This is a genomic window from Marinovum algicola, assembly GCF_900109145.1.
Taxonomy (GTDB): Bacteria; Pseudomonadota; Alphaproteobacteria; order Rhodobacterales; family Rhodobacteraceae; genus Marinovum; species Marinovum algicola.
Map to the genome: position 1 here is coordinate 1 of NZ_FNYY01000009.1, position 23,811 is coordinate 23,811.

22 protein-coding genes are annotated in these 23,811 nt (G+C 64.0%); 12 read left to right on the plus strand and 10 right to left on the minus strand.

The window, feature by feature from the left end; translation table 11 throughout:
- The 3 genes from BMW90_RS13195 to BMW90_RS13205 all read right to left on the minus strand — a co-directional run.
- Positions 1–1,125, minus strand: a 1,125-nt coding sequence (locus BMW90_RS13195) for a M24 family metallopeptidase (RefSeq protein ID WP_074837039.1), incomplete at its 3' end; no start/stop codon positions are given.
- A gap of 87 nt (positions 1,126–1,212) precedes the next feature.
- A complete protein-coding gene (locus BMW90_RS13200; protein WP_074837040.1) occupies positions 1,213–2,022 on the minus strand; it encodes an SDR family NAD(P)-dependent oxidoreductase in 810 nt (269 codons plus the stop codon).
- A gap of 18 nt (positions 2,023–2,040) precedes the next feature.
- Entirely contained in the window at positions 2,041–3,756 is a 1,716-nt protein-coding gene (locus BMW90_RS13205) for an extracellular solute-binding protein (RefSeq protein ID WP_244526501.1), read from the minus strand.
- Positions 3,757–4,096: 340 nt separating this feature from the next.
- Between BMW90_RS13205 and BMW90_RS13210 the strand changes: the two genes are divergently transcribed.
- From BMW90_RS13210 to BMW90_RS13235, 6 genes are all read left to right on the plus strand, one after another.
- Entirely contained in the window at positions 4,097–5,056 is a 960-nt protein-coding gene (locus BMW90_RS13210) for a sugar ABC transporter substrate-binding protein (RefSeq protein ID WP_048534898.1), read from the plus strand.
- Positions 5,057–5,134: 78 nt separating this feature from the next.
- Positions 5,135–5,932, plus strand: a complete 798-nt coding sequence (locus BMW90_RS13215; RefSeq protein WP_074837042.1) for an SDR family NAD(P)-dependent oxidoreductase — start codon at positions 5,135–5,137, stop codon at positions 5,930–5,932.
- 83 nt (positions 5,933–6,015) lie between these two features.
- On the plus strand, positions 6,016–6,990 hold the full coding sequence (locus BMW90_RS13220; protein ID WP_048534895.1) for an ABC transporter permease: 975 nt from the start codon (positions 6,016–6,018) through the stop codon (positions 6,988–6,990).
- A gap of 12 nt (positions 6,991–7,002) precedes the next feature.
- Positions 7,003–8,004 (plus strand): ABC transporter permease, encoded by a 1,002-nt coding sequence (locus tag BMW90_RS13225; protein WP_048534893.1) that lies wholly within the window; start codon positions 7,003–7,005, stop codon positions 8,002–8,004.
- Positions 8,001–9,515 carry a sugar ABC transporter ATP-binding protein gene (locus BMW90_RS13230; protein ID WP_074837043.1) on the plus strand — a complete coding sequence of 505 codons (1,515 nt, stop codon included), beginning with the start codon at positions 8,001–8,003 and terminating at the stop codon, positions 9,513–9,515. Before BMW90_RS13225 ends, BMW90_RS13230 begins: the two co-directional genes overlap by 4 nt.
- Before the next feature lie 103 nt (positions 9,516–9,618).
- Positions 9,619–10,467 (plus strand): dihydrodipicolinate synthase family protein, encoded by an 849-nt coding sequence (locus BMW90_RS13235; RefSeq protein WP_170850548.1) that lies wholly within the window; start codon positions 9,619–9,621, stop codon positions 10,465–10,467.
- A 3-nt stretch (positions 10,468–10,470) separates the two neighbouring features.
- Here BMW90_RS13235 and BMW90_RS13240 read toward each other — a convergent pair whose 3' ends face one another.
- Complete coding sequence (locus BMW90_RS13240; protein WP_074837045.1) at positions 10,471–11,310, minus strand: shikimate dehydrogenase family protein; 840 nt, start codon at positions 11,308–11,310, stop codon at positions 10,471–10,473.
- A 131-nt stretch (positions 11,311–11,441) separates the two neighbouring features.
- Between BMW90_RS13240 and BMW90_RS13245 the strand changes: the two genes are divergently transcribed.
- The 6 genes from BMW90_RS13245 (at position 11,442) to BMW90_RS13270 (ending at position 16,729) form a co-directional block, all read left to right on the plus strand.
- Entirely contained in the window at positions 11,442–12,125 is a 684-nt protein-coding gene (locus BMW90_RS13245) for a GntR family transcriptional regulator (RefSeq protein ID WP_048535118.1), read from the plus strand.
- A 146-nt stretch (positions 12,126–12,271) separates the two neighbouring features.
- The gene (dctP, locus tag BMW90_RS13250) at positions 12,272–13,279 is read left to right on the plus strand and encodes a TRAP transporter substrate-binding protein DctP (RefSeq protein WP_048534888.1); all 1,008 of its coding nucleotides are present in this window, start codon (positions 12,272–12,274) and stop codon (positions 13,277–13,279) included.
- A 26-nt stretch (positions 13,280–13,305) separates the two neighbouring features.
- On the plus strand, positions 13,306–13,902 hold the full coding sequence (locus tag BMW90_RS13255; RefSeq protein ID WP_074837046.1) for a TRAP transporter small permease: 597 nt from the start codon (positions 13,306–13,308) through the stop codon (positions 13,900–13,902).
- Positions 13,899–15,194 (plus strand): TRAP transporter large permease, encoded by a 1,296-nt coding sequence (locus BMW90_RS13260; protein ID WP_074837047.1) that lies wholly within the window; start codon positions 13,899–13,901, stop codon positions 15,192–15,194. Before BMW90_RS13255 ends, BMW90_RS13260 begins: the two co-directional genes overlap by 4 nt.
- Before the next feature lie 54 nt (positions 15,195–15,248).
- Complete coding sequence (gene aroQ, locus BMW90_RS13265) at positions 15,249–15,689, plus strand: type II 3-dehydroquinate dehydratase (RefSeq protein ID WP_048534885.1); 441 nt, start codon at positions 15,249–15,251, stop codon at positions 15,687–15,689.
- Positions 15,689–16,729, plus strand: a complete 1,041-nt coding sequence (locus BMW90_RS13270) for a Gfo/Idh/MocA family protein (protein WP_074837048.1) — start codon at positions 15,689–15,691, stop codon at positions 16,727–16,729. Before aroQ ends, BMW90_RS13270 begins: the two co-directional genes overlap by 1 nt.
- 32 nt (positions 16,730–16,761) lie before the next feature.
- Here the strand turns inward: BMW90_RS13270 and BMW90_RS13275 are convergent, their stop codons facing one another.
- From BMW90_RS13275 to BMW90_RS13300, 6 genes are all read right to left on the minus strand, one after another.
- Positions 16,762–18,648: a bifunctional sugar phosphate isomerase/epimerase/4-hydroxyphenylpyruvate dioxygenase family protein gene (locus BMW90_RS13275; RefSeq protein ID WP_074837049.1), complete on the minus strand. Its 1,887-nt coding sequence runs from the start codon at positions 18,646–18,648 to the stop codon at positions 16,762–16,764.
- Positions 18,645–19,484 (minus strand): shikimate dehydrogenase family protein, encoded by an 840-nt coding sequence (locus BMW90_RS13280; protein WP_074837050.1) that lies wholly within the window; start codon positions 19,482–19,484, stop codon positions 18,645–18,647. Before BMW90_RS13280 ends, BMW90_RS13275 begins: the two co-directional genes overlap by 4 nt.
- A complete protein-coding gene (locus tag BMW90_RS13285) occupies positions 19,481–20,995 on the minus strand; it encodes a tripartite tricarboxylate transporter permease (RefSeq protein WP_074837051.1) in 1,515 nt (504 codons plus the stop codon). The genes BMW90_RS13280 and BMW90_RS13285 overlap by 4 nt, the downstream gene beginning before the upstream one ends.
- Complete coding sequence (locus BMW90_RS13290) at positions 20,992–21,561, minus strand: tripartite tricarboxylate transporter TctB family protein (RefSeq protein WP_074837052.1); 570 nt, start codon at positions 21,559–21,561, stop codon at positions 20,992–20,994. The genes BMW90_RS13285 and BMW90_RS13290 overlap by 4 nt, the downstream gene beginning before the upstream one ends.
- A gap of 100 nt (positions 21,562–21,661) precedes the next feature.
- The gene (locus tag BMW90_RS13295) at positions 21,662–22,663 is read right to left on the minus strand and encodes a Bug family tripartite tricarboxylate transporter substrate binding protein (RefSeq protein ID WP_074837053.1); all 1,002 of its coding nucleotides are present in this window, start codon (positions 22,661–22,663) and stop codon (positions 21,662–21,664) included.
- A gap of 122 nt (positions 22,664–22,785) precedes the next feature.
- Positions 22,786–23,712 (minus strand): LysR family transcriptional regulator, encoded by a 927-nt coding sequence (locus BMW90_RS13300; protein WP_048534877.1) that lies wholly within the window; start codon positions 23,710–23,712, stop codon positions 22,786–22,788.
- Positions 23,713–23,811 lie beyond the last annotated feature (99 nt).

Consider the following 23,811-nt stretch of genomic DNA (forward strand, 5'->3'; position numbering starts at 1 on the left):
GAGCGAGACCGCGCGCGAGATGATCGGGCGTTCGTGCAGCGCCAGCCCCAGCCCGTGACCGAATTGCAGGCCGAAGGCCGACAGCTCGTCGGGAAAGCCGAATTCATGCGCCTTGGGCCAGAGCCGAGCCACCTGATCGGTCGTCACCCCCGGCTTGATCGCTTCGATCGAGGCGTCGATCCATTCGCGCGCCTTGACATAAGCATCCTGCTGCGCGGGCGTCGACGTGCCGATATTGAAGGTCCGGTAATAGCAGGTGCGATAGCCCTGATAGGATTGCAGGATATCGAAAAACGCCTGATCGCCGGGGCGGAACAGCCGGTCGGTGAAATTATGCGGATGCGGGTTGCAACGCTCGCCGGAAATGGCGTTGATCGCCTCGACATCGTCCGATCCCATCTCGTAGAGCAGCTTGTTCGACATCGCGACGATGTCATTCTCGCGGATGCCCGGTTTCAGCTCTTCGTAGATCATGTGATAGACGCCATCGACCATGCTGGCTGCCTGGGTCAGAAGCTGGATCTCGTCCCAGTTCTTGATCTCGCGGGCGCCGAGCATGATCTGCTGGCCGTCGACCACGTTGAGCCCGGCCTCCTTGAGCGCGTGAAACATCGCCGTTTCGGCATAATCCAACCCCACCGGCATATCCTTCATGCCGGCGTCCTCGATCAGCCCGGCAATCTCTTCGGCGTATTTCTTCATCAACCCGAAGCTGGGCGGGATCGTGCCCCGCATGCCGACGACACCGGCGCGGCAATGATCGGGGATCAGCCAGTCCGAGAACTTCTTGTGGTGTACTGCGGCGGAGCCGAAATCCCAGACGTAAGGCGCGTCGTCGCCGGTCAGCAGGCAGAAACGGCACATCTTGTCGCGTTCCCATTCGCCGATCTTGGTGGCCGAGACATAGCGGATGTTGTTGACGTCAAACAGCAGAAGCGAGCCGGCATCGCTGGCCTGGAGCGCCTGACGGGTGCGGCTCAGCCGGTAGCGGCGCAGGCGGTCGTGGTCGATCCGGCGTTCGAAATCCACCGAGGAAAACCCCAGGGCAGGCAGGCGGCCTTGCCATTGCCAGTTGGGGTCAAGGTCCTGCGGGGTGAGGACATTGGGGGTCAGGGCGCGGTTCATGGCAATACTCCTTGGGGCGCGTGGCGGCACGCACCGGATGGTCGGTCTGTGGCGGAAAGGGCGGCGGCGCTGGCGCCGCTCAGGGCGTCACTGGATGCACCAGCCGCCGTCGATGTGGATCATCTGGCCGGTCATGTAGTCGCTGTCGTCGCTGGCCAGAAAGGACGCGGTGCCGGTGATGTCCTCGGGATAGGACACCCGCTTGATCTGAAGCGCGTCGCGCACGATGTCGTCATAGGCCTGGCCCTCGCGCTCCTTGAAGCCGATGTCCACGAGGTCCTTGTCGAGCTGTTCCCAGAGCGGCGTCACCACCACGCCGGGCGCATAGCCGTTGACGGTGATCTTGTGCTCCGCGAGCCCCAGCGCGCCGCAATGGGTCAGCGCCAGACAGCCGTATTTTGAGGTGCAATAGACCGTCACATCGACCAGCGGCTTGCGCGAGGCGATGGAGCCGACGTTGATGATCTTGTAGGGGTGATCCTCCATCGGGCCCTGGGCGATCATCTGGCGGGCGGTTTCCTGCATGCCAAGCCACATTGCCTTGGTGTTGACGTTCATGATCATGTCCCAGTTGTCTTCGTCGATATCCATGAAGAACCGGGGCTTGTTGAGACCAGCATTGAAGAGCCCGACGTTGATCGACCCGAAGGCCTCGACCGTGGCGGCGACGGCGGCGGCATTGTCGGCGCGCCGGGTGACATCGGCGCTGACGGCGATCGCCCGGCCGTTTCCGGCGGCGTTGATCTGATCGGCCATCTCCTGCGCCGCATCACCGTCGAGATCGGCGATGCAGACATTGGCGCCCTGGGCGGCGAAGGCCTCGGCATTGGCCGCGCCCATGCCACGGGCGGCGCCGGTGATCAGGATGTTCTTGCCTTTCAGGCGGTCGGGGTCCATGGCTCTCTCCTCCTCAGATCAGGTTGGTCCGGTTGTGTGGATCAGCGCCTCGGCCCGCTCCTGGGCGCGGCGCAGCGCATCGCGCGGCGCGGTCAGCCCGCGCAGCATGTCGTGGAATTCCTCGCCGCAGATCTGGATGATGCCGGTGATCTCGGGCACCGGCGGGCGCGGCCAGAATTGCAACTCGTCGCGCCAGGACATGGCGTCCACCGCCTCGAAGATCGGCGAGGCGCGGCGCACTTCGGCATCGGAAGCCACGGAATAGCGCGGGTTGGTGCGGCTGCCGTTCTGGACAAAGAGCTTCTGCGCCTCGGGGCTGGTAAAGACGCGCAGCGCCTCGGCCGCGGCCGGCACCCGCTCGGGGGCCAGATTGGCCGGGATGCCCATCACATAGCCGCCCACCGGCGCCACGTTGGTGGCGCCCGGCCCGTGCGGATGCGGCAGATAGCCGGTCTGGCCATAGGCCGGCGACGAGGGATCAAGCTCGAAATAGGGGGCGAGCAGGGTGTAGCCATAGGCCATGGCGATCTTGCCGGCCGCAAAGGGCCGCACCCGTTCGTACCAGGACATCGACAGAATGTCGGGCGGCGAATAGCGCAGCAGCTCCATCAGGAAGTCCGCCGCCAGCAGCCCCTTGTCGGTGTCGATGGTGACGCGATAGCCGCGGTCGGCCAGCCCGTCGGTGTCAAAGCCGCCGGCAGCTTCCGGCAGATCGAGCACGGGCTGGCCGAAATCCGCCAGGGTCATCAGGAAGGTATGGCCAAGCGCGGTGCCCCGGGCCGCGTTCCAGGCGATGCCATAGCGGCCTTTCTGCGGGTCGTGCATCCGCCGCGCGGCCTCGAGCAGCTGGTCGGTCGTGCCCGGCGGTTCCAGCCCGGCCTCGGCAAAGAGGTCGCGGCGATAGAACAGCAGCTCGGGCGTGGTCTGGGCGGGCACACCATAAGGCCGGCCACCCCAATGGGCCGCCTTCCAGCCGGCGGTGTGAAAATCGGCCGGATCGACGGCCGCGACATCGATCACGTCATCCAGCGGCATCAGAACCGACTTGTCGGCAAATTCGCCAACCCAGGGCAGATCGAGCGCGATGATGTCATAGCGGCTCGCCTTGCGTTCGGCATTGCGCAACGCTTCCTCGCGCAGCCGGTCGATCGAAAAGGCGCGCTGGTGAATCTGCGTGCCGATCACCTGTTCGAACTGGCGTTTGAGGTTTTCCATCACCATGAAGGTCGGGTCGCCATGCACGAGCACCCGAATGCCGCCCGCCACCTTCAACGGCTCGGGCAGTACCTGGATCGGCGGAATCGAACGGGCGGTCATGTAAGAGCCGCCAAAGTAATAGTCGCGGTCCTCGGCGGCCTTTGCCCCGGAGCCGAAATAGGTCTCGGTCAGCCGGCGCACCCGGCCCGAGATCCGGGTCCATTGGTCCATCATCTTGTCGCTGGGATGCATCGAGAAGCTCTTGCCCGACTTGGTGCGCGGCCGCTGGTCAATCAGCCCGGCATCGATCATCTCCTTCAGCCGCCGGCTGGCAGTGGCATAAGGCACATTGGCGGCGGCGATCAGCGAGGTGGGCGTGACGATCTTGGCCTCCAGGTGCCCCTTGATCACATGCAGCGCCATGCGGAACACCGGGTTCGGGGCGTTGAGCTCGATGGTGTGGTCGAGCTCGTCGCTGCAATCCTCCAGATAGGACAGAATCTGAAGCATCTCGCCGGAGGCAAGCTGGGTCTGCATGCGGGTGTCCGTATGTGTGCCCATTGCATTCATCTCGGGAGACCAGCCCTTTCGTGTCGCCTGGGGCCTTCCGGCCGCGGTTTCGCTCAATTTGGATGATCTGGATTTGCCCATGCCATCACCTCCCGCAGATTGTTCAAATTGATCGTTGCAGCGTATCGCGAAATTATCCAATTTGGATACACAGGCGCTCATTTTGGACATTTTCGCTAAGTTCCCGAACCGGGAGACGGCGCACTCTGTCGTCAGTCGTCCGGCGCACCGGATGATGATTCCCCGAGGAGGAGGGGGATTGGCCTTGTCACAGGCCGTGAACGAGACAACCCGGGAGGAGACCCAAATGACACTTCGCAGAGTTCTTGCCGCGTCCGCCGCCACTGCCGCGCTTGCCGGTGCCGCGTTCGCGGGCGGCCATGGCGGCTACAAGATCGGCATCACCCAGAACAACGTCGGCGTCGACAGCTACCAGACCACCTACGAAAAATCGTTCATTGCCGCGGCCGAGGCCAACCCCGACGTCGAAGCCGTGGTGCTCGACGCCGGCGGCGACGTCGCGCGCCAGATCGCCCAGATGGAAGACCTGATCCAGCAGGAGGTCGATGCCATCATCATCTGGCCGACCAATGGCGAGGCGGTGATCCCCGCCGTCCGCAAGGCGCACAAGGCCGGCATCCCGGTGATCGTGACCAATTCCAACATCGCAGAGGAAGGTTTCGATTTCGTGGCCTCCTTCTCGGGCCCCGACAATATCACCCAGGGCTCGCGCTCGGCCGAGATCATGTGCGACAAATTCAAGGAGATGGGCATCGAAGACGAGGCCCGCGTGGTGCAGATCTCGGGCCAGCCCGGCTATACCACCGCCATCGAGCGCCAGAAGGGTTTTGACGACCGCCTGCCCGAGGTCTGCCCGAACGTGACACTGGTCGAGACCCAGCCGGGCGACTGGAACCGCGAGAAATCGCAGAAGGTGATGGAAGCCTTCCTGGTCAAATACGATGACATCGACGGCGTCTATTCCGGCGACGACAACATGGGCGTCGGCGCCCTGAATGCCGCCAAGGCTGCCGGCCGCGACGGCATCATCTTTGTCGGCGCCACCAATTTCTCGGTCGGCTACGAGGCGATGGAGCGTGGCGAATACTGGGGGTCGATCTACCAGTCGCCGGTGGACGACGCCGAAGCCGCGCTGAAGACCGCGGTCGATGTGCTCGAGGGCAAGGAGGTGCCTTTCCTGAACTACTTCGACACGCCGAAGATCACCCAGGACAACATGGGCGACTACACCAAACCGGTGTTCTGAGGCCTTCAGGGTCTGCCTCGGGCGCGGCCTTGGCCCGCGCCCGTTTTCACCGAAGGTTGTCACCCCAGGGAGGCGAGCATGGGCCGAGTGTCGAACCGTTCCTGCATCGTGACCGGCGCCGCGCGCGGTATCGGCCGGGCCATCGGCGAAGCGCTGCTCGACGAGGGCGCAGACGTCTGCTTTGCCGATATCAACGGTGATCTGGTGCAACTGGTCGCCGACCGGAACGCGCCGCGCGCCGCCGAGACCGGCGGCAAGGTGACCTGGGCCGCCGTTGATGTCGCCGACCGCGCCCAGGTGCGCGCCATGATCGACAAGGCGGTGGCCGTCTTCGGAAAGCTCGACGTCAAGTTCAACAATGCCGGCGTCAACAAGCCGATGAACTTTCTCGAAGTAACCGAGGACAACTGGAATTTCATCATGCGCGTCAACGGGCTGGGCTGCATGATCGGCATGCAGGAGGCGGCCAAGCAATTCATTCGCCAAGGCACGCCGGGCAAGATCATCAACACCGCCTCGATCGCCAGCCGCCAGGGGTTTGACAATGTCGCGCCCTATTGCGCCAGCAAATGGGGGGTTGTTTCGCTGACCCAATCCGGGGCGCGCGATCTGGCGAAACATGATATCACCGTCACGGGCTTTGCGCCGGGCGTCGTGGCCACCGAAATGTGGGAAGAGGTCGACCGCGACCTGCTGGCCATCGGTGCGGCGCAGAAACCGGGCCAGGCGATGGAGGAGTTTTCCGCCGAGATCCTCCGGGGCCGCGTCGCCAGGCCGGAGGACATCACCGGCACGACAACCTTTCTGGCCTCGCGCGACAGCGACTACATGACCGGCCAGATCGTGATGATCGACGGCGGCATGACTTTGGTCTGAGCGGGGCGCTCCGCAGGCAGGGGCGCCACCGTTCGGCTGGTTGACAGGAACGGCGCCGGGAGCGCGCCGCAGGGGAGGACCGCATGACAAGCGTCACCAAGACACAGATCGGGGGCTTTCTGGCCCGCCAGGGCATCCTGGTAGCCTTTGCGCTCTTTATCATCGGGTTCACGCTGGCCAATCAGCGCTTTCTGGACCCTGACAATATCCTGGGCGTGGTCCGGTCCTCGGCCATTCTCGGCGTCATGGCGCTGGGGGTGACCTTCGTGGTCATCAGCGGCAATCTCGACCTGTCGGTCGGTTCGATGATGTCGTTCTCGACCATCGTGGTGCTCGACCTGCACGACAAGCTCGGCCCGACGCTGGCAATCCCGGCGATGTTCGCCATGACCCTCTGCCTCGGCGCCTTCATCGGCTTTCTGGTGGGTTATCTCAAGCTCAACTCGCTGATAGTCACCCTCGGCATGCTCTCGGCGATCCACGGGCTGACGCTGACCTATTCCGGCGGCCAGAACATGGACATCGCCGACAAGGCGGGAACCTGGTTTTCGGTCTTCGGCCAGGGCGAGGCCCTGGGCATCCCGGTGCCGATCCTGATCTTTCTGCTGCTGGCCGCCGTGCTGGGAACAATCCTGGCCCGGACGCCCTTCGGCCGCAAGGTCTATGCGGTGGGCGGCAATGGCACCGCGGCCACCTTTTCCGGCATCCGACGGGCGCGCGTGGTCTTCGCCTGCTACCTGATGTCGGCCTTCTGCGTGGCCACCGCCGGGCTGATCCAGGCCAGCCGTTCGCTGGGCTCGCAGAACACCGTCGGCCAGGGGCTGGAGCTGGAGGTTCTGGCGGCGGTGATCCTTGGCGGCGCATCGCTTCTGGGCGGGTCGGGCACGATCTTCAAGACCGTGATCGGCGTGCTGATCCTGGGCTTCATCCAGAACGGCCTGCTGCTGGTCGGCCTGCAATTCTATGTCCAGTATGTGGTGACCTGGGTGATCATCATCCTCGCCGTCTGGCTCGATGTCGCGGCCAAACGCGGCAAGCTCTTGTCGCCGATCGCCTGAAGGAGGATGACCATGCAACCCGGAACGCTTTCGACCTTTCTCAAGCGCGGCGCCATCTGGGGCTTTATCGTGCTCGAGCTGATCTTCTTTTCGGTGGCGGGCGAGTTCCTGTCGCTGAGCGAAAAGGCCTTCATGGATTTCGACAACATGCTGCTGCTGTTCAAGCAGTCGGCGCCGATCGGCATCATCGCCATGGGCATGACGGTGATCATGATCAACGGCAATATCGATCTCTCGGTCGGCGCCACCTATGCGATCTGCGCCATCGTGCTTCTGGATGCGATGAGCTGGCCGGTCTTTGCCGGTCTCGGCGATGCGGTGATCCCCGTGGCCTGGCTGCTGGCACTGCTGACCGGGGTTGCCCTGGGCGCGCTGAACGGGCTGATCGTCTGGAAAACCGGGGTCGATGCCTTCATCGTCACCCTCGGCTCGATGCTCGGCTATCGCGGGCTGGTCTTCATGTACAACGGCGAACAGCCGACCTCGCATCTCAACTGGACATTGGTGGATTTCGCCGAGGCGCAGTTTCTCTGGCTGCACACGGCCACCTGGTTTCTGCTGATCGTGACGGCGGTGATCTGGTTCCTGATGAACCGCACTGTGCACGGCCGCAACGCCTATGCCATCGGTGACAACCGCGAAGCGGCGGTCAATGCCGGTATCCGGGTCGGTCCGCACATGATGATCAACTTCATGATCATCGGTTTTCTGGCGGCGCTCTCGGCGGTGGTGTTCTATTCCGAAAGCGGCTCGGTCAATCCCAATGACGGCGAGCTCTACGAGCTCTGGGTGATCACGGCCGTGGTGCTGGGCGGCACCAAGCTGGCCGGCGGCGCGGGTTCGATCGTATCGACCTTTGGCGGCGTGCTGGCAATCCAGCTGCTGCGCAAGGGGCTGGCCCATATCGGTGCCGATACATCGACGGTGAACCTCGTCATCGGCCTGATCCTGATCGCGGTGCTGTTTCTCGACAGGCAGCTGAACGTCAAGGGCAAAGAGGAGCTGAAGATATGACCGATGACACCCCTGCCCTGCGGCTCGAAGGCATCGTCAAGACCTTTCCCGGGGTGCGTGCGCTCGACGGTGTGTCGTTCTCCGTCATGCCGGGCGAAGTGCATGCGCTGATGGGCGAAAACGGCGCCGGCAAATCCACCCTGATGAAAGTGCTGGGCGGCATTCACCAGCCCGACGCCGGCAAGATCATCGTTGGCGAGCGACCGGTCGTCATGTCCGGCCCGCTCGAGGCCAAGGCCAAGGGCATCGTCTTCATCCACCAGGAGTTGAGCCTCGCCGAAGAGCTGACGGTGGCCGAGAACATCTATCTGGGCGAATTGCCGCGCAAGCGCTTCGGGCTGGTCGACTGGGACCGGCTATATGCCCGCACCGATGCGATCCTGAAAAAGCTCAAGGTGAGCTTCGACGCCCGGACCCGGGTTGGTGACCTGTCGATCGCCAACCAGCAGATGGTCGAGATTGCCCGCGCCCTGACGGTCGAGGCCAAGGCGGTGATCTTCGACGAGCCCACCGCCTCGCTCACCGATGCGGAAAAGGTGGTATTGTTCGACGTGATCGCCGATCTGCAATCCGCCGGTGTCGGCATCATCTATATCTCGCACCGGATGGAGGAAATCTTCAAGATCACCGACCGGATCAGCGTGCTGCGCGACGGCCAGTATCGCGGCACGCTCGACACCGCCGAGACCACCGAGGAAGAGGTCACCCAGCTGATGATCGGCCGCAGTCTCGACCTCAGCCGCAATGTCAGCCATCACACGCTTGGCGACGTGGCGCTTGAGGTGCGCGGGCTTTCCTGCGGGCCGCTGTTTCAGGAAATCGATTTCGAGGTGCGCAGCGGCGAGGTGGTGGGGTTCTACGGGCTGGTCGGCGCGGGACGCACCGAGATTGCCGAGACCCTGTTCGGCCTGCGCGACCCCTCTGCCGGCAGCATTCTGCTCGATGGGGCAGAGGTGCGCATCAACTCCCCGGCCGACGCCATCGCCCTCGGCATTTCGCTTGTGCCCGAGGATCGCAAGGGCCAGGGGCTGGTGCTGGGCATGAATTGCCGTGACAACATGACCCTGCCGCAGGTCGACGATCTCACGGCCGGGCCCTTCGTCGCCGAAGGCTCCGAGGTGGCGATTTTCGACCAGTACCGCGACAAGCTCGACATTCGCACGCCGGGCTGGAAACAGCTCGTCGGCAATCTCTCTGGCGGCAACCAGCAGAAGATCGTGATCGGCAAATGGCTGTCGATGCATCCGCGTGTCCTGATCGTGGATGAGCCGACGCGGGGCATTGATGTCGGATCGAAATCCGAAATCCACAATCTGATCCGCGATCTGGCCGCACAGGGTTATGCTGTGATCGTGATCTCTTCGGAAATGCCCGAGGTGCTGCATGTCAGCGACCGGATCGTCGCGATGTATTCCGGCCGGATCATGCGGACCTTTACCTCTGACGAGGTCACCGAAGACAATCTGATCCAGGCGATCTCCGGGATCCGCAGCACCGGGCGGGTGGCCTGACGCCGGCCTGCCCGGGCCGTTCTGCTTTGCGGTCGCGGGATGCGCGATTGACTATCCTGCGGTTGTCACGGCTAGTGGCAGCCAGACCGGAGGGAGGATCATCGTGGAAAGATTCGGGATTTACACCGCACTGCTGACACCGTTCACCGAGCGTGGCGACATCGATACCGACCTCCTTGTCCGGCACGCCGAAGCCCTGTTGGCCGAGGGTGCGGACGGCGTGGCGCTTTATGGCACGACCGGCGAAGGCGCCTCGATCGGCCGGCAGGCGCGCCTGCGCGGCATCGACGCACTGACCAATTCCGCCGTGCCGCGCGCGCGCATCGTGCTGGGCATATGTGCCCCGTCGGTCGAAGATGCAGCAACGCAGGTCGAGGAAGGGCTGGCGCAGGGGATCGAGAATTTCCTGCTGCTGCCGCCGTTCTACTTCAAAGGCAACGGTGATGACGGGCTTTACGACTGGCACGCCGAATTGTTCGCCCGCTGCGACAGCCGCGCGAGGTACATCCTCTATCATATCCCCCAGGTCACGGGCGTCCCGCTTTCGGTCGCCCTGGTCGGCCGGCTGGTCGCCGATTTCCCCGCGCGCATCCGTGCGATCAAGGACAGCTCCGGCGACTGGGGCAACGCCGAGGCCCTGCTCGGCCTCAACACGATTCCGGTGCTGATCGGCGACGAACGCCTGCTGCACCGTGCGGCGGCCCTGGGCGGCGGCGGGGCGATTTCGGGCGTCGCCAACCTCTGCCCCAGGCGGCTGAAACAGCTTTTCGACAGCGCCACGGAAGACCGCGCCCTGTCAGAAGAGGTCACCCGGATTGTCTCGGTGCCGGTGATCCCGGCGCTCAAGGCGATGCTGGCAGAGAAATCCGCCGAACCCGCCTGGGAGCGTCTGCGCGCGCCTTTGACGCCACTCAACAACAGTCAGCGCGCCGTGGTGATCCCGGCGGGCTGACGCTCAATATTCGATCCGCGCCAGCCGCCGCAACTCTTCCGGCGTCGTCGACGGCAGGCAAAAGAATTCGAGGTAGGCAGGGATCTGCTCGAACAGCATGTCGGTGCCGACCTGGGTCTCGCAGCCCCTGGCACGAGCGGCGGCCAGCAGCGGCGTTTCCTGCACCTTCATCACCACCTCGCCCACCAGGGTCGTCGGGTCGATCCGCTCCGGGTTCAGCGGCAGCGGATCGCCCGGCCGCATGCCCAGCGGCGTCGCGTTGACCACGATGTCAAAGCCCGCGGGATCCTTCGATCCGGTCAGGATCTCGCACGCGGGATAATGCTGCCGCAGCCGCGCCCCGAGCCCCTCGGCGGCCCCGGCACTGACGTCATGCAGGCCGATGCGCGCCGCCCCTGCCGCCGCAAGCGAGGCGGCAATCGCAGAGCCCACGCCGCCGGCTCCGACCACCAGCGCCGACGCGCCTGCGACCCGTCGGCCCTTGCGCAGCACGCCGCGAACAAAACCTTCGCCGTCGAACATGTCGCCGACAAGTCGGCCTTCGTCATCGCGCCGCACCGCGTTGCAGGCCCCGCAGATCCGCACCGCAACGCTCGCCTGATCAAGCAGGCCTACGGTGGCAACCTTGTGCGGCATGGTGACCAGCGCACCGCCGATGTTGCGCAGCCGGAACACCAGCCGCAGGAAGTCGGGAAAATCGCCCACATCGCAACCCATCGGCACGACCGCCGCATTGATGCCGCGATGGGCGAACCACGGGTTGTAGATCATCGGCGCCTTGAAGCTCTCGGTCGGCACGCCGAGATGCGCGATGAGGCGGGTCTGTCCGTTGATATCGACCATTCCACCGCTCCCGATAGCCAGATCACGGGCCGGCCCGCGAACGGGCCAACAAATCGATCTTCATATGACATTAGACATTTCGTCGGATATTTTTTCTAGCGATGACGGTGCGGCTTGTCTACAATTCCCTCATGAAACATCCATCCGACGACCAGACGATCTCTACCACGGTCTTTGACGCGCTGCGTCGGGACATCGTGTTCTGCAATCTCAAGCCCGGCGAAAAGCTGAAGCTGGAGGCGCTGAAAGCCCGTTACAACGCAAGCGTTTCGACCCTGCGCGAAGTGCTCAACCGCCTAGTGTCGGAACGGCTGATCGAAACCAGCGGCCAGCGCGGATTTTTTGTCGCCGGGGTCTCGCGGCAGGAGCTGCGGGAAATCGCCGATCTGCGGATCCTGCTGGAATCTCATGCGATGGACCTGTCATTTGCCGCCGGCGATACCGAATGGGAAGGCCAGGTCGTGGCCGCGCATCACAAGCTTCACCGCATGGAAGAACGCATGCTGGCCAACGATCTCTCGGCTCGCGAAGAGTGGAAGCGCTACGATTGGGAGTTCCATCAGGCGCTGATCAGCGCCTGCGGCTCGGCCTCGTTGATGGCGGTGCATGGCAATGTCTTTGATCGCTACCTGCGCTACCAGATGCTGGCTCTGACCTTCCGAGGCGCGATTGCCGTCGAGCAACATCAACAGCTTATGCAGGCGGCCCTCGACCGCGACGGGGCGCGTGCGAAGGAGGTTCTGCGGCGCCACATCGACGGCGGAGTCGAAGACAGCCTGGCAGCCAATCCGCCGGTCTGGGCGCCCGATCCATAACACCATACAAAATGAAAATCGTATGAGATTTCTTTATTCAACGGAAATTTTTGACTTCATGCGTTGATTCGAATCGAAGAATGTGCGACCTGACACTATGACCGCATAAAAAAGCGGCATCTCGTGTCACCACTGGGAGGAATCTGATGACCACGAAATTTGCCCGCCGTTCGGTGATGGCGGCCGCCCTGGCCACCGCGACCGCATTGGCCTTTACCCCCGCCGCCGCACAGGACAAGATCAAGCTGCGCCTGTCCGCCGTGTCGTCCGATACCGATCAGCGCGCTGTCGCGCTGCTGGAAAAATTCGGCCCGATGGTCAGCGAGATCGCCGATTTCGAGCCGCATTGGAACGCCACGCTTTTTGCCCAGGGCACCGAACTGGAAGCCATTGCCGTGGGCGATCTGGAAATGTCGATCACCTCGGCACAGGAACTGGCGACGTTCTTCCCCGAATTCTCGATCTTTACCGCCGGCTATGTGCATCAGGACGCGGCGCATCAGGTGGCGGTGTTCAACGATCCGCTGATGGATGACTTCAAACAGAAGGCCGAGGACGAGCTGGGCGTCAAGCTTCTGACCGTGATGTATCTCGGCCGCCGCCAGGTGAACCTGCGCCAGACCAAGGATGAGCTGACCGTCATGACCCCGGAGGATCTGGCCGGTGTGAACCTGCGGATGCCGGGCACCGACGCCTGGCAGTTCCTCGGCCGCGCGCTTGGCGCGAACCCGACGCCGATGGCCTTTACCGAGGTATATACCGCGCTCTCCACCGGCTCGGTCGATGGCCAGGACAATCCGCTGCCCACGGTGGTGGATGCCAAATTCTACGAGGTGACCAACCAGATCGTCCTGACCTCGCACCTGGTCGACCTGAATTATCTGGCGCTCTCCAAGGCGACCTGGGACAGCATGACGCCGGAACAGCAGGAGGTGGTGCAGGCCGCTGCCGATGCCACCGCCGAATTCGCGCGCGAGAACCAGCTTCAGAAGGAAGCCGAGCTGGGCTCTTTCCTCGAAGAGCAGGGCCTCGCCGTTTATGAGCCCGATGTCGCGGCCTTCCGCGAGCGGGTGCAGACTATGTATCTCGACAGCGAATATGCCGAGACCTGGCCCGAGGGTCTGCTCGAGAAGATCAACGCCCTGGGCAATTGATCTAGCGCGCCTCGGGGGAAACCGCGATGAAGAGGTTGATCAACGGGGCGTCCCGCCTGACAGAATTCATGGCGGCCATGATGATGGCCGCCATGTTCGCCACCTTCATCATCCAGATTTTCATCCGCTATTCGGCGCGTGTTCCCGGGGTCGCCGAAGCGGTGCCCTTTCTCAGCCCCGAAAACTTTGGCTGGACGCTGGAATTCTGCCTGCTCATGTGGATCTGGCTGGTGTTCTGGGGCAATGCCTTCATCGTGCGCGAGCGCGACCACGTGACGTTTGATATCCTCTATCAGGGCGTCAATCCGGCGCTGCGCAAATGGTTCGTGATCGTCGCGGCGCTGGCCATCATCATCGGGCTTCTGGCCTCGATCGGCCCGACCTGGGACCGTTTCTACATCCTGCGGCTGAAACGCACCGCCACGCTCGAGACGCTGTTCGGCGCGGATGTGCGTATGCTGCATATCTACATGATCTATATCGCCTTTCTCCTGATCGTGCCGGTTCGTTATGCGATCCGCGGCTGGAAGGCCTGGCGCCTAGGTGCGGAAGAGGACCTGCACCACTACGAGGCGCTGGCCCGCGAAAAAGGCAAAGACATCCACAAGGCCGACGATACATGAGCCTCGAATTCACGCTCTGCCTGATCTCGCTCTTCCTGTTTGCGGGCATCGGCATGCCGGTCGCCTATGCGATCCTGCTGGCCTCGCTGGTCTATCTCTTTCTCGGTGGCCAGAGCATCGGCATCGCCGGCAAGACACTGATGGACGGGGTTTATCAGAGTTTTATCCTGCTTGCCGTGCCGCTTTTCATCGTCGCCGCGAACATCATGAACGCCGGCACCATCAGCGACCGGCTGCTGCGCTTCTGCGTCGGGCTCGTGGGCCGGTTCAAGGGCGGGATGGGCCATGTCAACGTGGTGGCGTCGCTGATCTTTTCCGGCATGTCCGGCTCTGCGGTGGCGGATGCAGCAGGGATCGGCAAGGTGATCATCGACATGATGGTCAAGTCGGGGCATTACACCCGCGGCTATGCCGCCGCGATCACTGCCGCCTCTGCGGTGATCGGCCCGATCATCCCGCCGTCGATCCCGATGGTGCTCTATGCGCTGGTTTCGAACGAATCCATCGGCTACCTGTTTCTCGGCGGCATCGTGCCGGGCCTGTTCCTCGGCAGCGTTCTGATGGGGATGAACTGGTTCATTGCCCACCGCCGCGACTTCGGCACCGAAGATCCGGTGCCAGTGAGGGATTTGCCGGCGCTGACCGTGAATGCCTTTCCGGCGCTGCTGATGCCGGCGATCCTGCTGTACGGCATTTATGGCGGCGTCACCACGCCGACAGAGGCCGCCGCCGTCGCCGCCTTTTACGCGCTGATCCTGGCCGCCGTCTTCTATCGCGCGCTGTCGCTCGGGGCGTTCTACCATATCCTTGTCGAAAGCGCCCGCTCCTCGGCCGCCGTCGGCCTGGTGATCGGTGGCGCGCTGATCCTGAACTTCATCGTCGCCTCCGAGAACATCCCCTCGATGATGGCCGCGGCGATGGTCGATCTGAACATTTCGCCACTGGCCTTCCTGCTGGGGGTCAACCTGCTGATTCTGCTGCTGGGCTGCGTGCTGGATGCGACGACTATCATCCTGGTCATCCTGCCGCTGTTCATTCCGACCTGCCGCGAACTGGGCATCGACCTGGTGCATTTCGGCGTGGTCGCGGTGGTCAACTGCATGGTCGGGCTGATCACCCCGCCTTATGGCATCCTGTTGTTCGTCATCAACGCGGTCACCCGCATCCCCCTGGCCGAGATCATCCGCGAGGTGCTGCCTTTCCTTGCGGTTCTGGTGATGGCGCTGCTGGTGCTGATCCTGGTGCCCGACCTGGTGCTGTTCCTGCCGCGGATGCTTGGCTATCAGGGCTAGGCGGCCCCAGCCGGCCCGCATGTTCTTCCCGTTCCGACACGAAAGACCCACGCGATGAAAACCATCTACCTGCTCAACGGCCCCAACCTGAACCTTCTGGGCAAGCGCCAGCCGGAGATCTACGGCCACGAGACGCTCGATGACGTGGCGCGCATGTGCCAGGAGGCCTGCGCCGAGGGCTTCGAGATCAAGGCGCTGCAATCCAACCACGAAGGCCAGATCGTCGACTGGATTCACCAGGCCCGCGAGGCGGCCTGCGGCATCGTCATCAACCCCGGCGCCTACAGCCACACCTCGATTGCCATCCTCGACGCGCTCAATGCCTTCGAGGCGCCGGTGATGGAGGTGCACATCAGCCAGATCCACAAGCGCGAGACCTTTCGCCATCATTCCTATGTCTCGCATCGCGCCGACGCGGTGATCGCCGGGCTGGGGCTCGACGGCTATGTCGCCGGCGTGCGGCGGATCTGCTCCCTGGCCGGAGCCGCCGGATAATGACCGAGGGCCCGAAGCTCGCCGTCGTCGGCGCCGGTCTGATCGGCATCCGCCACATCGAGGCGATCGACAAGACGGCCGCGGCGACCCTGGCCTGCATCGTCGATCCCGCCGAAGCCGGCCAGGCCGCGGCCCGGGCGCACGGCGTGCCCGGTTACCTCACGCTTGAGGAAATGATCGCCGCCGGCGGCATCGACGGGGTGATCCTCGCCACGCCGAACAGGCTGCATGAGGCGGGCGCGCTCGCCTGTATCGACGCCGGTCTGCCGGTGCTGGTGGAAAAGCCCATCGCCACCGACCTGCCCGGCGCGCGCCGCATCGTGGCGGCCGCAGAGGCCGCAGGCGTCGCCGCCGCCGTTGGCCACCACCGGCGGCACAACCCGCTGATCGCCCGGGCAAAGGCGCTGATCGACGAAGGCCGTCTGGGCCAGATCGCCAGCGTGCAGGGCACCACCTGGTTCATGAAGCCCGATAGCTATTTCACCACCGACTGGCGGCGCCGGAAAGGCGCCGGGCCGGTCTACCTCAACCTGATCCACGACATCGATCTGCTGCTGCACCTGGTGGGGCCTGTGGTCAGCGTGCAGGCGATGGAATCCAACGCCGTGCGCGGCAACGAGGTCGAAGAGACCGCGGTGATCCTGCTGCGCTTTGCCTCGGGCGCGCTGGGTACGGTCAATGTCTGCGACACCGCCGTCGCGCCCTGGAGCTGGGAGCTGACGGCGCGGGAAAACCCGGCCTACCCCGCCACGTCCGAGGATTGTTACTGGCTGGGCGGCACCGAGGGCTCGCTGTCGCTTCCCAACCTCGCGCTGTGGCGCAACCCGGCGACGCGATCCTGGTGGGAGCCGCTTTCGGCCACCCGCTTCCCTTTCGACCTCACCGATCCGCTGATCCTTCAGATCGAACAATTCGCCGCCGTCGTCCGGGGCGAGGCCGCGCCGCTTGTCTCGGCGCGCGACGGGCTGGCAGCGCTCGAGGTGATCGAGGCGGTCAAGAACTCGGCCGCAAGCGGACTGCCGGTCGCGCTGACCGGCTGAGACCGGAACGGCGGGTCGGCTCGGGGCACCGCCTATCGGCTGGGCACGCCCTTGCCGCGCATCAGGCGCTTTTGCGCCGCGATCCGAAACGGCGCATTCGGGGCGCCGTATCCGCCATAACCCGCGCGCCGTTCCACGATCTCAAAGAACATTCCGCCGGCATAGGGCCGGGAATAGAGCTGAAAAAACGCGCCGCCGGCGTCCTCGTCATAGAGAATATTCGCCGCCGCGAGCCGGTCGAGCATCCCCGGTGGCAGGTCGAACCGCGCCGCGAGATCGGCATAATAGTTCTCCGACATCGGCAGCGGCTCAAAGCCGCGTCGGGCCAGCTCTTCGGCGGTGGAAAAGATATCGTCGGTCGAGAACGCGACATGCTGCACCGAGGCGCCGAAACTGTCCGCCAGGAAATTGCCCGCCATGGTGCGGTGGGTTTCCGCGCCGTTGAGCGTGATGCGGAACCGGCCGTCGCGGGTTTCCAGCGCCTGGCTGCGAACCAGCCCGTCGGGATCGACGACATCGACCATGGGCGATTTGTCCATCTCGAACAGCGTGGTGTAAAACAGCGACCAGCTGAGCATTTCGTCATAGCTCATGGTCTGGGCCAGGTGGTCGATCCGGGTGAGGCCGGCGCCCGTGGCTTGCGCACCCGACGAGGTGAATTCGACCGACCAGACGTCGCTCAGCCCGCTGGCCTCGTCGATGAAATGCAACACGCTGCCCGAAAGGCCTCGGATCGCCGGAATCTGCAACTCGCCCGGGCCGACCGGCTGTTCGAAGGGTTTGGCCCCGAGCTGCCTTGCCCGCGCCACCGCATCCGCGGCATCCGGGACCGAGAGGCCGATGTCGCAGACGCTGGTGCCGTGCATGTTGTAGGCGCTGCTGGCATAGCCAGTGGTTTCGCGGTTCACCACGATACGGATCTCGCCCTGGGTCCAGAGCGAGAGCTTCTTGGCGATATGGCGCCCCGACTGGTGGAAACCCAAGGTTTCCAGCATCGCCTCGAGCCTGTCGGCCTCGGCGCCGCGGGTCGCGAACTCGACAAAGGACACCCCGTCGACAGAGGACCGGGCCGGCATTTCGGCGGAGGTGAAAGCCAGCGCGGGCTCGGCCCGGCGCACGTCATCCATCAGCGCGATCAGCGAGCGATGGCCGTCCTTGGCAATGGTTTTCGGCGGGCCGGAGCGGAACTGGTCATTGAAGATTTCGAGGCTGATCGGGCCGGCATAGCCGGTCGCCATCACAGCGCGCATGAAGTCGGTGACCGCCAGATCGCCTTCGCCCGGCATGTTGCGGAAATGGCGTGACCAGTAAAGCAGGTCCATCTCGATTTGCGGGGCGTCGGCCAGTTGCACAAAGAAGATGCGGTCGCCGGGGATGCGGCGGATGGTGTCGGGGTCGATCTGGCGGGCCAGTGAATGAAAGCTGTCGAGGATGATGCCGACGTTTTCATGATCGGCCCGGCGGACGATTTCCCAGGCGTCGCGGTGGTCGTTGACGTGCCGGCCCCAGGCCAACGCCTCATAACCCACACGCAACCCGCGCCGGGCGGCGCGTTCGCCCAGTTCGTGGAAATCCGCCGCCGCCCGGTCGATGCCACCCAGCGCCTGCGGATGGCAGGAGGAACAGACCAGCACCAGTTCGGTGCCCAGCTCCTGCATCAGGTCGAACTTGCGTTCGGCGCGGTCAAAAGCCTTGGCGCGCAGCGGCTCCGGCAGACCTTCGAAATCGCGGAACGGCTGAAACAGGGTGATTTCCAGCCCCATCGAACGGATCATGTCGCCCACCTCGCGCGGGCTGCCGTCATGGGCAATGAAATCCTGCTCGAAGATCTCGATCCCGTCAAAGCCGGCTTCGGCAATCGCCTCGAGTTTTTCCGGCAGGTTGCCCGAGATCGAGACGGTGGCGATGGAGGTTTTCATGCCTTGTCCCCCTGAATGGCATCACGCAGGGCGGCGTGATCGAGATCGGCGCCGGTAAAGATGCCCCAGGCATCGACGCCCTGTCCGAAAAACAGCTCGTAGCCCGAGATCACCGCCAGCCCCGCAGCCTCGGCGTCTTGCAGGAACTGCGTATCGGCCGGCGTGTAGACCGCGTCGAAGGCCCAAGTGGCGCCGGCCATTGCCTCGACCGGCAGCGGCGTGCCGCCGATGCCCACCATGCCCAACGGCGTGCAATTGATGATCCCGTCCGCCCCTTCGGCGGCGGCGATGGCCCCGGTGACGGTTTCGATCCGGCTGTCGGAGCCGAGGGCGCGCAAGGCCGTGGCCAGCCCTTCGGCCTTGGCCGGGTCGAGATCGACGCAGCGGATCGATCGTGCGTTCAGCGCGATCAGCCCGAAGGCCACCGCCTTGCCCACCCCGCCGGTGCCGATCAGGCAGACGGTGCCGGGCGCGGCATCGCCGCGCACCGATCTGTAGGCCGCCTTGAAACCGGAGTAATCGGTGTTGAAGCCTTTCGGCCCGTCTGCGTCAAAGACCACGGTGTTCACCGCGCCGATGCCACGGACCAGCGGATCGGAGACCGCGACCTTGGCGGAGACGATTTCCTTGTAGGGATAGGTGACGTTGATGCCGCGATAGCCGCCGCCCTGCGCCCGGTCAAAGACCTCGTCAAAGCTCTGGCCGAGGTCTTTCGGGATCAGCCGGTCATAGGTGACGTCAAACCCCGCCAGTTTGCCCGCGGTTCGGTGCAGGCGCGGCGATTTGGAGCGGGCGATATTGTCGCCGATCAGGCCGAGCTTGATGCTGCGGGTCATTGCTGTTCTCCCTTGCGGCCAAAGACGCGGGCCTTGCCCTCGGACCAGAGCGGGGTCTGGCTGACGAAAATCAGGATCACCGCGGCAAAGAGCACCAACGACAGCGGGCTTGTCACGATACCATGAAAGAAGCGGCCAAGGTCTTCGCGCTCCGAGATGATCGCGCGACGCCAGTTGTCGTCGAGCAGGCGCGACAGGATCACGCCGAGGATCACCGGCCCCAGCGGATAGCCGTAATGCCGCATGAAGTAGCCGAATACGCCGAAGCCGAGCATCCAGTAGACATCGGAAATCGAGTTGTTCACCGCATAGGCGCCGACGATGCTGAGCAGCATGATCAGGGGAATCAGCACCGCGCGCGGCATCTCCACGATCCTGGTGAAAAGCTTGATCCCGGTCAGGCCAAAGAGAAGCATGAAGCAATTGGCCGTCACCAGCGCGCCGACGATGAACCAGAACATGTCGGGCTGGTCGATCATCAGCATCGGCCCGGGGTTCAGCCCGTGGATGAACAGCGCGCCGATCATGATCGCGGTCACCGCGTCGCCGGGAATGCCCAGTGTCATCATCGGGATGAAGGCGCCGCCGACGGCGGCGTTGTTGGCGGTTTCGGGCGCGACAAGCCCTTCCATCGCGCCATCGCCGAATTCGCGCTCGGGCGACTTGGTGACGCGCTTGGCGTGGTCATAGGCCATCAGCGCCGCAATGTCGCCGCCGGTGCCGGGCAGGGCGCCGATGACCACCCCAATCGAGGAGGTCTGGAGCGACAGCGGCAGGTGTTTCTTGACCGTCGAGAGCGAGGGCACGATGCGCGAGATCTTCTGGCGCACCGCGTCCTTGTCGACATGGTGCAGCTGGGCCAGCGCTTCGGAGACGCCGAACATGCCGATCATCACCGCGATGAAGGAGATGCCGCCTTCGAGGATCTGGAAGTCGAAGGTGAAGCGTTCGGCAAAGGTCAGCGGGTCGCGGCCGACGGCGCCGATGGCAATGCCCAGGGCGCCGGCAAAGATGCCCTTGACCAGGGAACCCTGGCTCAGCGAACCGACCAGCAGGATACCCAGGATCGCCAGCAGCATGTAATCGCGCGGCTGGAAGGTCAGCGCGAAGTCCGATATCAGCGGCGCGAACAGCGCCAGCACGCCGATGCCGATGAAGCCGCCGATGAAGGACATGACGGTGGTCACGCCGATGGCCTCGCCGGCCTCGCCCCTGAGCGCCATGGGATAGCCGTCAAGCGCCGTGGCGATGGCCGAGGGTGCGCCGGGAATGTTGAGCAGGATCGCGGTGCGCGAGCCGCCATAGACGCCGCCCATGTAGATGCCGATCATCAACGAGATCGCCGGATAGACATCCCAGGAGAAGGTAAAGGAGATCAGGATCGACACCGCCATGGTGACCGAAAGCCCCGGAATGGCGCCGACATAAACCCCGGCAAAGGTGCCGAGCCCCACCAGCAGCAAAAGCTGCGGCTGGCTGAAGACGGTGAGAAAGTCCATCACAGCGCTCATTGCGCCCCCTCCGCCCGGAACAGATCGCGGAAAAACTGGATGAACTCGGCTTCGGGCAGGATGCCGGCGGGCATCAGCACCGAAAAGACGATGCGGAAGATCAGCCAGATCACGATCAGGCTGCCAAGCGAAACGGTCAGCGTCCAGACCCAGCCGCGCCGGGCGAGGAATTTGATCGCCAGGATCAGGAACAGCGCCGAGGTCGGCAGGAAGCCCAGCGGTTTCAGCAAAATGCCGTAGATTGCAAGCGCCAGCGAAAACAGCACCACGGCCGGCGGAAGGATGTCGCGCGCCAGCGTCTCGCTGCGATCAAGCGGCAGTTTCGCGGTTTTCAGCAGCACCAGCAGCGAAGCCAGAACCATCACCACCGTCGTGGCCATCGGCACCGAACCGGGGGCCGAGAGCGCTTCGAAGCCTGAAATGCCATACGCGCTCCAGAACAGGCCGAGGCTGACCGCCAGCATCAGCCCCGCAAAGACCAGTTCTCCGGGCCGCCGCTGATCCGAAGCGCCGCCGGGCGTGGCGTCGGAGGTGCCGTCGTGATGTTCGGGGTCGATATGTTGCATGGCGTCCTCCCTGGAAGGCCTGCTGAAATGAATGGCGCCGCGCATCGAATGGAACGCGCGGCGCCGGTTACGCGGGACGAACGGGCCGCCGGTCAGGCAATCACTCGCCAGGACGGGCGATGCCGAACTCCTCGGGCGAGGCTTTGGTAAGGCCCGCGTCTTGCAGGAGCCAGGCGGTGCCTTGCTGCCATTTCGACAGGAATTCCTCGGCCTCGTCTCCGGCAATGCCCATCAGGGTAAAGCCGCGGTTCTCCATCAGCGCCACGAAATCCGGGTGCTCGACGCCGGCGGCGAAGGCGTCGGACAGCTTGGCCACCACATCGTCCGGCGTGCCCTTGGGGGCAAAGACCCCAAAGAACGGGCCCCAGGGCAGATAGGTGCTGTAGCCGTCGTTGAACTCCGTCACGGCGGGCACGCCGGGCAGCTTGTCGTTGGCGGCGACGTCGAACACCGCCAGCGGCTTCATGTTGCCGGCGCGGATGCCTTCGATGGCGGCCCCAAGGACGGCCGGCATCACGTCGATTGCCCCGCCCTGAAGCGCGGTCAGCGCCGGGCCGTCGCCGTCATAGGGCACGGCAATCACATCCAGTTCCCCCTCGACGGTGTTGATCATCGCGGTAATCACCGAGGGAAGGCCGCCGGGGCCGGTGGCACCAAAGCGGACCTCGCCAGGGTTGGCTTTGATGTGTTCCATCATGCCGGCGTAATCGTCAAACGGCGCATCCTTGTTGGCCACCAGAATGGGCGTGCCACGGGCCAGGATGTTGATCGGAATGAACTCGCCGTAATCCTTGTCACCCAGGCCCATGATCTTGTAGAGCATCGGATTTTCCGCGCCCATCAGCAGGGTGTAGCCGTCGGCCGAAGCCCCCGCGACATGGTTCAGCGCGATCGCGCCCACCGCGCCGGTCATGTTCTGCATGACGACACTGCCGCCCAGAACCTCTTCGGCATGCGGCGTGACAGAGCGCATCACCGTGTCGGTCGAACCACCGGCCCCCCATTGGATGATGCCCTGGATTTCCTTTTCCGGGTATTCCGCGACGGCTGCGGTCGCCGACAGCGCGAGCGCGCCGAGCGCGCCCCAAATGGCTCGTTTCATCTGTATCCTCCCAAATCTTCAAACAGTCGGGCCAGGCAACTTCCCAGCCCGGGACAGGCGGACTATCACAGATGGCGCGGCGTAACGTCAAATACTCAAATCTAGAAATGATTAACCTAATGTTATTCTGACCGGCGAAACTCGGGCCCTTGTGCCACCGCCCGCCCCAGTTCGCGACGAAAGTGACTTATTGCGTTTTCGGCAAAGCCCGACAGCACCCGGCCCTTCTTGCGCACCACAAAGGATTTGACGGTGACCTCCTCGCGCAGCGGACGGCGCACCAGACCGGGCATATAGACCTCGGCCACGGAAAATTCGTCGATCACCGCCACGCCCAACCCGTGCCGGACCAAGCTCACCACCGTCTGGGCAAACCGGCCGCGCATCGCATGGTTCACCGGCAGCCCAGCATCCCTGAATGGCTGGGCGAGCAACGCGCCATAAGGATCGGCGGGATCGACGCCGATCAAGGGCTGGTCGGTCAAGTCGCGCACGGAAATCTCGGCCCTGTCCGCAAGGGCATGCCCCTCGGGCAGGATCACCACCAACCGCCCCTCGGCGATCTGTTCGTTTTCGATCGAAGCGTTCTCCACTGCCGACGACATCACAACGAATTCGCCGCGCTCCAGCAGCAGATAGTCCACGGTCTCCTCGATCTTGAGAATGTTCAGATCGATGAACAGATCCGCATATCGCCGGCGCACCCGTTTCAGCACGCGGGCGGCAATGAACTGGGCAATCGACGGCGCCGCACCAAAGGCCAGCCGCACGTCCTCGCCTTTTTGCAGGGCACCGACCGCCGATTGCAGGTTGGCGACGCCCTTGTAGACCTCGCGCACCTGATCGAAGACCGCGCTGGCCTCGACCGAAGGCACAAAAAGCCCGGCCTTGCGCTCGAACAGCCGGATACCAAGCGAGTCTTCGGTATGTTTGACCAGGCGACTGATGCCGGGGGCCGAGACATTGAGCATCTGGGCCGCGCCGCTGATCGTGCCGGTCATCATCACCGCGCGGATCACCTCGATCTGTCGCAGAGTCATTTCGGGCATCGTTCCTCCTTTCGCCCCGAGATTAACATGGAGTTACGTGGAGACAAGAACAAGCATTTGACGTTAAGGCGTGCGCTCCGCAGGCTGTGGTCCGGATCA